Below are 8,744 nucleotides of genomic sequence, written 5' to 3' on the forward strand. Positions count from 1 at the left end.
TGATGAACGATCTCGTGGGGATTCAGGTTTCGATGATCATCCTGAACTGCGAATCTGTAGAGAAAGTGGAGAAGCGAAAATCGCTTTGCGCTTGCCCGCCCGATCAGGCAAGTCTTTGACGTCATCACCCGCACGTGCGACACGGGTTGAAAATTCGAATGCAGCGAAGCGGTGTGTTTTGGGTTTACCCTGTTGCTCGCCTTCCCCGTGATCGACGCCATACGCGCAATGAATGACGAATCAACCACCACGCATCTGAACGCGAACTCGCGCCGAAGATGGCCGATTGCGCAATCACTGTTCGCCTGGATGTTCGTGCAAGTGCTGCTCTGCGTGCTGGTCATCGGCCTGGCAATGAGCTGGAACCTGCGTCGCGGTTTTTCGCAATACGTGATCGAGCGCGAAGCGGTCATGCTCGAATCGTTTGCCAGCGCGGCGGCCGAGAGCATCGTCAGGAACAATGGCCTTGAAGGCTTGAGACACAGGCCCCGCCTGATGCGTGAGTTGCTTGAATCCGTTGCAGGCAGACAGGCACCGGAGACTGCTCCAGCCGGACCGCGAGCGGGCCCGCCTGGTGGTCCGCCCCCGCGACGTGATCTCGAACGACCTGAACATGCAGGACCACCGGGCCACCCCCTGCGTGGCGGTGATTTTCGTGGCCGCGTGGCAATCCATGATCTCAACGGCGAACGGGTGACCGGGTTTCCGCTGGGCGCAGATGAGCAATCGCTCAGCTTGCCGATCACCGTCAATGGCGAAGTGGTCGCTTACGCGGTCTCTGCAATTCCAGCGGAATCCGATGGTGTCGATGCGGAGTTTCTTCGCCAGCAATTCCTGTTGATCTCGATTGCGGCAATCGCCCTGTTGCTGTGCGCGGCGATCACTTCCTGGCTGATGGCGAAGCGCTGGGCTGCTCCGCTGAAGGATATCCAGGGCGCAACGGCCCGCGTGGCGGATGGCGATTTCGACGTACGCCTGACAGAGCGCGGATCCGTCGAGATTGCCGGCGCCATTCGCAACATCAATGCAATGGTGGCCGCCCTGAAACGGCTGGAGACGGCGCGTCGGCGCTGGCTTGCCGACATCTCGCACGAGCTGCGCACGCCGGTGACCGTGCTGCGCGGGGAAATTGAATGTCTCAGCGACGGCGTCCGCCAGCCGACCGAGGCCGTCATCAACTCTCTTCGCGACGAAGTGGTTGCGGTGAGTGCCTTGCTCGACGATGTGCACCTGGTCTCGATGGCCGATCTCGGCAAGATGCCGTGTCAGTTTGCAGAGATGGACATGGTCGCACTGGCGAAGCGGGCAAGCGGACGCTTCCAGGCCATGGCCAGCGAGAAGGGCCTGGAGCTGGCGTTCAGCAGTGATTTCGATGAGGCGATTGTCGTCGCCGACGTGGGCCGCATCGATCAGGTGCTGCGCAATCTGCTGACCAACGCCATCAAGTACACCAGCGCGCCCGGTCGTGTGATGTTGTCGGTCGTCGCGTCAGCAGACGGCACGGCGCTGGTCATCGAAGACAGTGCGCCGTCTCCCGATCCCGAAGAGATCGACCACTTGTTCGAGCCGTTCTACCGCACCGAGGACTCGCGCAACGGGCTGGTGGGCGGAAGCGGCCTTGGACTCGCGGTATGCAAGGCGATCGTCGAAGCACACCATGGAAGAATCAGTGCATCGCCGTCGTCGCTGGACGGGCTCTGCATCCGTATCGACCTGCCCAATGGAGGCTGACATGAAACAGGCGAAGCGCGAAATACTGATCGCTGAAGATGATCGAAAGATCGCTGCCATTCTTTCGGATTTCCTGCTCGCGGAAGGCCATTCTCCAACCGTTGTCAGCGATGGCTTGACGGCTGTCGAAACCGTGCGCAAACGACCTCCCTCCGCCCTGCTTCTCGACCTGGGCTTGCCGCTGCTTGACGGCGTGGAGGTGTGTCGCAAGGTGCGCACGTTCTCCGCTGTTCCGATCATCATGATCACTGCACGTGTCGACGAAGTGGAGCGCCTGCTCGGACTCTCGATTGGTGCTGATGACTACATCTGCAAGCCGTTCAGCCCCAAGGAAGTAATGGCACGCCTGCATGCCCTGCTGCGTCGCTCGGAGGGCAAGTTGTCGATGGCTGCCGCGGATACCTGGACCATTGATGACGATGGCATGCGTATCGCGCACGCAGGCCAGTTTCTTGCCCTGACCCCCATCGAATTCCGGCTGCTGCGCTCGTTTCTCGCCCAGCCGGGCCGGGTATTCGCGCGCCACCAGCTTCTCGACAAGCTGCATGAGGACTACCGGGACGTCAACGACCGCGCCATCGACAGCCACATCAAGAACGTGCGCAAGAAGATGTCCGCGGCAGGTGCCGATCCCGATTCGATCGCCGCGATCTACGGCGTGGGCTACCGCTACACGCCGAAGCTGGTTGACGAATAGCTGCGAACCGGCGCATCCCGATTCTCTCCATGATTGAGTGAGAAGATGCCGGGATCGAGTGAGGACACAGCGAGGTGTACGCTGCGACGTCGCGACCAGAGATTCAGGTCACACGCCTGCATCGCGTTGCCCCCTCACCTGGCTTGCGAGAATCCCCTGGGACACTGCGCCCGCGCGCGATCTGTTCCCGATTCTCCAGATTCCAAACGGGAGAAATCTGTGCATTCAACGAAGTGCCTGACGATCGTCTTCTTGCAGGCGAGCATTGCGCTGACAGGCTGCAACAGCGTGATCGACAGTGATCCGGCCAAGAGATATGACACCGACGTTCCTGACCTGACCGCCATATCGCATTTCTTCGAAAGCGCGAAAGTTGTCTCTGGCCCGAAGATCGTGGATTGCACCCTGTCGGGCGGCGCCCGGACGAGCTGTTTCTCGATCACCGTAAAAAGCGAACCTTCGACCTATGAAGCGGGCCCCTGGTGCCCGGGCAACATTGCGGATGGCGCGAATGCCGGCGGCATCTGGCTGGACAACGGACAGGTGCACGCGGCTGACGGCGCATTCATGAAGAATCTCGCCACGTTCTACGACGATGACGAATGGCAGATTTTCGACGCTTCGACCGGCAAGGTCCACGTCACCGATAGCCTGCAGGCCTGCCAGGCCGCAGCTCGACCCGATGTGGATCCGGCGTATCGGAACTACTGTGTCCAGTGCCTGCTCGAGTACATCCCCGAAGACGCCACGATGACCTACGTGATTCCGTTGACTGCACAACCGGCCGACCACGCCAGCCCGGTAGCCTTTGCCCATTCGGGAGTCGCTTCCAACGGCATCCTGCTGGATGGCCCGGCACCCGTGGACGCGATACTCGGCGCGCACACGATTGCGCCATTCGACCCATGCGGAGGGCATGTGAATCCGCATGCCGGTTACCACTACCATGCGGTGACGGATTGCCTTGACTCGACATCGCCCACCAGCGCGCATGGCGCACAGATCGGAATCGCCATGGATGGATACTGGATCTTCGCCCACGACCTGGCGGATGGCGGCGATGCCGGCGACCTCGATCGTTGCAACGGACACGACGCGGCAAGCATCGGCTATCACTATCACGCAGGTTCGCCCGGATCGAACGCGATACTCGGTTGCCTGAGCGCGCAGTATGGCTGCGCGCTGGATGATGACCGTCGTGCCTGCGATGCCTCGTTGCAGCGCCCGCCACCGCCACCCGGAGGTGCCCAGCCGCGCAATCCCGAGAATGGCGGGCAGCCGGGATAGCACCTGGCGTGAGGCCGTTGCTTCAACGGCCCGGGTAGCGAGGCAAAACTGCGAACTGCATCGCATCCTGATTCGTGCCGCCGCTTGTTTTAGCGGAATGGAAACGCTCCTCCATTGTTCAACCATGTTTGCCCACTAGCTTCGAATACGCCCACGACCAGGGCCTTTCGGAGACTTCCACATGCGCATTCTGCTGTTGCTCGTCGCGTTCAGTGCTTTCGGGGTCGAGGTCGCAACAGCGGCTGACCAGGTTCCCTCACGCCGCCATCGTGCCGATCCGTCGGCCCAGCATGTCCGACCTGGCGGAGGCGAACCCGGCGACCCGCTTCCCGGGCTTACTGAAGAACAGTTGGCGGATTTCGCTGCCGGCAAGGACGAGTTCCTCAACGTCGAGGACGCCGAAGGCGGACTCGGTCCGATCTTCAACGGCAGCTCCTGCGTAAGTTGTCATTCGGCACCCGCTACAGGCGGCGCGAGTGACACCCTGGTGACACGCTTCGGCTTGAGCGACGGCGAGTTGTTTGATCCGTTGGCCGATCTCGGCGGTTCGTTGCTGCAAGCGCTTGCGATTGACCCGTTGGCGCAGGAGCTCGTTCCGGATATAGCCGATGTCGTCATCAATCGAGAATCGACGCCGCTGTTCGGGCTAGGTCTGGTTGAAGCAATACCGGACAACCTCATCATCGCCAACGCGCGGCGGCAGAAGCGCCATGGCATCGGCGGACGCGTGGCCATGGTCGAGGATCTGGCGAATGGCGGAAACCGAGTTGGACGATTTGGATGGAAGGCGCAGTTGGCGACCCTGCTCGATTTCTCCGCCGATGCCTACGTCAACGAGATGGGCATCACCAGCCGCATATTCCCCGAAGAAAATGCACCCAACGGCAATCAGGAACTGCTCGCGCAGTTTGACGCGATCATGGATCCGGAAGATGAAATCGACGCCGAGACGGGCAAGGGTGACATCGACCATGCAACAGACTTCATGCGATTTCTGGCGCCACCACCGCGTCGCCCCATGGGAGGTTCAGCGCGCGCGGGTGAACGGCAATTCGAGCGCGTTGGATGTGCCGACTGCCACACACCCGCCTTCCGTACCGGATCGAACCCGATCGCTGCCCTGCATCGCAAGCCGGTTGCGCTCTACTCTGATCTTCTGCTCCACGACATGGGCTCGCTTGCGGACGGCATTGCCCAGGGAGCCGCCGGACCCGGTGAGATGAAGACTGCACCGCTATGGGGGCTGCGCGAGAGTGGTCCCTACCTGCACGATGGCCGTGCAGAAACGGTGGATGCCGCAATTCGCGGCCATGAGGGCGAAGCGGCGCGCGTCCGTGATGGATATGCGCGTCTCAGCGATCGTGACCGACAGCAGTTGCTCGAATTCCTCGACACGCTCTGAGCCTGGGCGAGCTGTTTCTGTGGGAGGCCTGTTGGGGGCGATGCTTCTGGGTGTGTTGCGACAAGAGCATCGCCCCTGACGGGCCTTCTACAATAATCTCGTGGAGCATCGCGGCTGAAGCCGCTTCCTACGAAGAGCGACGCGACGCGCGGACTGCGATCGATTCCCGCGCCTTCTGGCAGCGCTTCGCAGGAGAGACATTCATGTCCGATGCTCTTTCGCAAGTTGCCAGGAAAGCATCGCCCCTGACGAGCCTCCTACAGAACTCTCGTGGGGCATCGCGGCTCCTGCAAAAACCTCTTGGAGCATCGCGGCTGAAGCCGCTTCCTACGAAAAGCGACGCGACGCGCGTACCGCGATCGAATTCTGCGTCTTCGGGCGGCTCTTCGCAGGAGAGACATTCATGTCCGATGCTCTTTCGCAGGTTGCCAGGAAAGCATCGCCCCTGACGAGCCTCCTACAGAACTCTCGTGGGGCATCGCGGCTCCTGCAAAAATCTCTTGGAGCATCGCGGCTGAAGCCGTTTCCTACGGGGTTGCTGGCGCTGGGGCCTTGCGTCGCTCGCGCAGGAGCTGCTGCTGGACTTCACTGAAGACCCGATGGCGTTGCTGCCATTCGGAGGGCTGGCTGACGCGAGTGATTTCGACGGCAGTCACCTTGTACTCGGGACAATTGGTGGCCCAATCCGAATTCTCGGTGGTGATCACGTTGGCGCCCGAGAATGGAAAGTGGAAGGTGGTGTAGACCACGCCGGGCTGCATGCGCTCGCTGATCATTGCGCGCAACACGGTTTCGCCGGCGCGGCTGGCGATGCCGACCCAATCGCCTTCGCGGATGCCGCGCTGCTCGGCATCCTGCGGGTGCACCTCGAGGCGGTCTTCATCATGCCAGACGACATTTGGCGTACGCCGGGTCTGCGCGCCGACGTTGTACTGGCTGAGGATGCGTCCGGTGGTGAGGATCAACGGAAACCTGGCATTGACCTTTTCCGTCGTCGGCACGTATTCGGTGAGCATGAAGCGACCCTTGCCGCGCACGAATTCCTCGACATGCATGGTCGGCGTGCCATCCGGAGCTTCCGCGTTGCATGGCCACTGGATGCTGCCAAGTTCATCGAGCCTGGCATAGCTGACACCGGTGAAGGTCGGCGTGAGGCGGGCGATCTCGTCCATGATTTCGGAGGGATGCGTGTAGTTCATCGGATAGCCCAGCGCATTGGAAAGCAGCTGGGTGATCTCCCAGTCGGCATAGCCCGACTTCGGTTTCATGACCCGACGCACGTGTGAAATGCGGCGCTCGGCATTTGTGAAGGTGCCATCCTTTTCGAGGAAGGTCGAACCGGGCAGGAAGACATGCGCGAACTTCGCCGTCTCGTTGAGGAACAGGTCCTGGACAACGATGCATTGCATCGCCGACAGTGCTGCATTCACATGCTGGGTGTTCGGATCGGATTGCCCGATGTCCTCACCCTCGATGTAAAGACCCATGAATTCGCCATCAAGAGCGGCCTCGAACATGTTCGGGATGCGCAGGCCAGGTTCGGCCAGAATCGGCACACCCCAGTCGTGCTCGAACTGGGCGCGTACTGTTGAGTCGGAAACATGTCGATAGCCCGGAAGCTCATGCGGGAACGAGCCCATGTCGCACGACCCTTGAACGTTGTTCTGCCCGCGCAAGGGATTCACTCCGACACCACGACGACCGATGTTGCCGGTGGCCATGGCCAGGTTGGCAATGGCCATCACGGCGGTCGAACCCTGCGAGTGCTCGGTGACGCCGAGCCCGTAGTAAATCGCCGCGTTGCCGCCGGTGGCGAACAGGCGTGCCGCCGCGCGCATGGTGGTTGCGGGCACGCCGGTTTCCGTTTCGGTGGCTTCCGGGGAATGGCGCGGGTCGGAGACGAACGCTTTCCACTTGGCGAAGGCTTCCGGCTCACAGCGCAAGGCGACGAAGGCGTCATCGACCAGATCTTCGCTGACGATGACATGGGCCAGTGCGTTGAGCAAGGCGACATTCGTGCCTGGCCTCAGCTTGAGCAGATGATCGGCCTCGACATGCGGCGCACGCGCCAGATCAATGCTGCGCGGATCGGCGATGATCAACTTGGCACCCTCGCGCAGGCGGCGCTTCATCTGCGAGGCAAACACCGGGTGGGCATCGGTTGGATTGGCACCGATGACGAAGACGACATCGGCCTCGTTGACCGAATCGAAATCCTGGGTGCCCGCCGATTCACCGAGCGTTGCCTTCAATCCGTAGCCCGTTGGTGAATGGCAGACGCGTGCACAGGTATCGACGTTATTGTTGCCGAACGCGGCGCGCACGAGTTTTTGCACGAGCCAGGTTTCTTCGTTGGTGCAGCGCGACGAGGTGATACCGCCAACGGCGTCACGGCCGTGCTCGGCCTGGATGCGACGAAATTCCTTCGCCGTGTGGGCGATGGCTTCATCCCAGCTGACCACGATCCATGGATCGCTGATCTTCTTGCGGATCATCGGCGTGGTGATGCGCTCGCCGTGTGTTGCATAGCCGATTGCAAAACGCCCCTTGACGCAGGAATGGCCATGGTTGGCCTTGCCGTCGATGTGCGGAACCATGCGCACGACATCCTCACCCTGCATCTCGGCGCGGAACGAGCAGCCAACCCCGCAATAGGCGCAGGTGGTGATCACGCTCTTCTGCGCCTGTCCCTTCTCGATCAGTGATTTCTCCGAAAGGGTTGCGGTCGGGCACGCCTGTACGCAGGCCCCGCAGGACACGCACTCCGAAGCGAGGAAGGTTTCGTCCTGGCCTGCGGCCACTTTCGAATCGAAGCCGCGCCCCTGGATGGTTAGTGCGAAGGTACCCTGCACCTCGTCGCAGGCCCGCACACAACGCGAGCAGACGATGCATTTTGAAGCGTCGAAGCTGAAATACGGGTTGGATGTGTCGGTTGCGACAAACCGCGGATTGGCCACGCCTTCGGTTTCTGCAGCCACGTGGTTCTCGCCGGCATAGCCGTAACGCACTTCGCGAAGACCGACGACGCCGGCCATGTCCTGCAGTTCGCAGTGGCCGTTGGCCGGACAGGTCAGGCAATCGAGCGGATGATCGGAAATGTAGAGTTCCATGACCCCTCGCCGGATATCGGCGAGCCTGGCATTCTGCGTGGTGACCTTCATGCCCTCGCTGACCGGCGTCGTGCATGAGGCCGGGTAGCCCTTCATACCTTCGATCTGCACGAGGCACAGGCGGCAAGATCCAAACGCATCCAGCGTGTCAGTTGCACACAGGCGCGGGATACCGATGCCGCTCACCGCCGCCGCGCGCATGACCGATGTGCCGGCCGCAACCTTCACCACCTGGCCATCGATATCGAGGCTGACGGATTTCAGCGAATCCAGGGACTGGAACGCCGGGGTGCCGTAATCGGTGTCTGCGATGGAGCGCATGGTTCTCTCCGGGAATTGACCGCCTTGCACGTACGTTGCCAAGTATGCGCGAGCTGGTGTGGGGCGCAAGTTTGTCCAGCGGGTCGAATCGTGCGGCTTCTGGTGCGTTGTAGGAAATGGCTTCAGCCGTGATGCTTCTTTGCAACGTTCCGGCCTGCAACAGCCGAATGGCTGGTCAAAGCATCGGGCATGAATG

The 8,744-nt window shown here is 61.4% G+C and carries 5 protein-coding genes; 4 read left to right on the forward strand and 1 reads right to left on the reverse strand.

Annotation, left to right across the window (positions count from 1 at the left end):
* Window positions 1-228: 228 nt before the first annotated feature.
* The 4 genes from WBP53_RS10500 to WBP53_RS10515 all read left to right on the forward strand — a co-directional run bounded on the left by WBP53_RS10500 (window position 229) and on the right by WBP53_RS10515 (window position 5,117).
* Window positions 229-1,731 carry an ATP-binding protein gene (locus WBP53_RS10500; RefSeq protein WP_423928663.1) on the forward strand — a complete coding sequence of 501 codons (1,503 nt, stop codon included), beginning with the start codon at window positions 229-231 and terminating at the stop codon, window positions 1,729-1,731.
* Window position 1,732: 1 nt separating this feature from the next.
* On the forward strand, window positions 1,733-2,428 hold the full coding sequence (locus WBP53_RS10505) for a response regulator (RefSeq protein WP_423928665.1): 696 nt from the start codon (window positions 1,733-1,735) through the stop codon (window positions 2,426-2,428).
* Window positions 2,429-2,647: 219 nt separating this feature from the next.
* Complete coding sequence (locus WBP53_RS10510; RefSeq protein ID WP_423928667.1) at window positions 2,648-3,715, forward strand: YHYH protein; 1,068 nt, start codon at window positions 2,648-2,650, stop codon at window positions 3,713-3,715.
* A 181-nt stretch (window positions 3,716-3,896) separates the two neighbouring features.
* On the forward strand, window positions 3,897-5,117 hold the full coding sequence (locus WBP53_RS10515; protein WP_423928669.1) for a di-heme oxidoredictase family protein: 1,221 nt from the start codon (window positions 3,897-3,899) through the stop codon (window positions 5,115-5,117).
* 527 nt (window positions 5,118-5,644) lie between these two features.
* Here the strand turns inward: WBP53_RS10515 and fdhF are convergent.
* Window positions 5,645-8,548 carry a formate dehydrogenase subunit alpha gene (gene fdhF / locus WBP53_RS10520; protein ID WP_423928671.1) on the reverse strand — a complete coding sequence of 968 codons (2,904 nt, stop codon included), beginning with the start codon at window positions 8,546-8,548 and terminating at the stop codon, window positions 5,645-5,647.
* Window positions 8,549-8,744 lie beyond the last annotated feature (196 nt).

The organism is Dokdonella sp. (assembly GCF_049593775.1).
Lineage (GTDB): Bacteria > Pseudomonadota > Gammaproteobacteria > Xanthomonadales > Rhodanobacteraceae > Dokdonella.

What these genes read in the sequence shown, in the direction of transcription:
- WBP53_RS10505 (WP_423928665.1), top strand. Translation starts at nt 1,733, where the DNA reads ATGAAACAGGCGAAGCGCGAAATACTGATCGCTGAAGATGATCGAAAG.
- WBP53_RS10515 (WP_423928669.1), top strand. Translation starts at nt 3,897, where the DNA reads ATGCGCATTCTGCTGTTGCTCGTCGCGTTCAGTGCTTTCGGGGTCGAG.
- fdhF (WP_423928671.1), bottom strand. Translation starts at nt 8,548, where the DNA reads ATGCGCTCCATCGCAGACACCGATTACGGCACCCCGGCGTTCCAGTCC.
- WBP53_RS10500 (WP_423928663.1), top strand. Translation starts at nt 229, where the DNA reads ATGAATGACGAATCAACCACCACGCATCTGAACGCGAACTCGCGCCGA.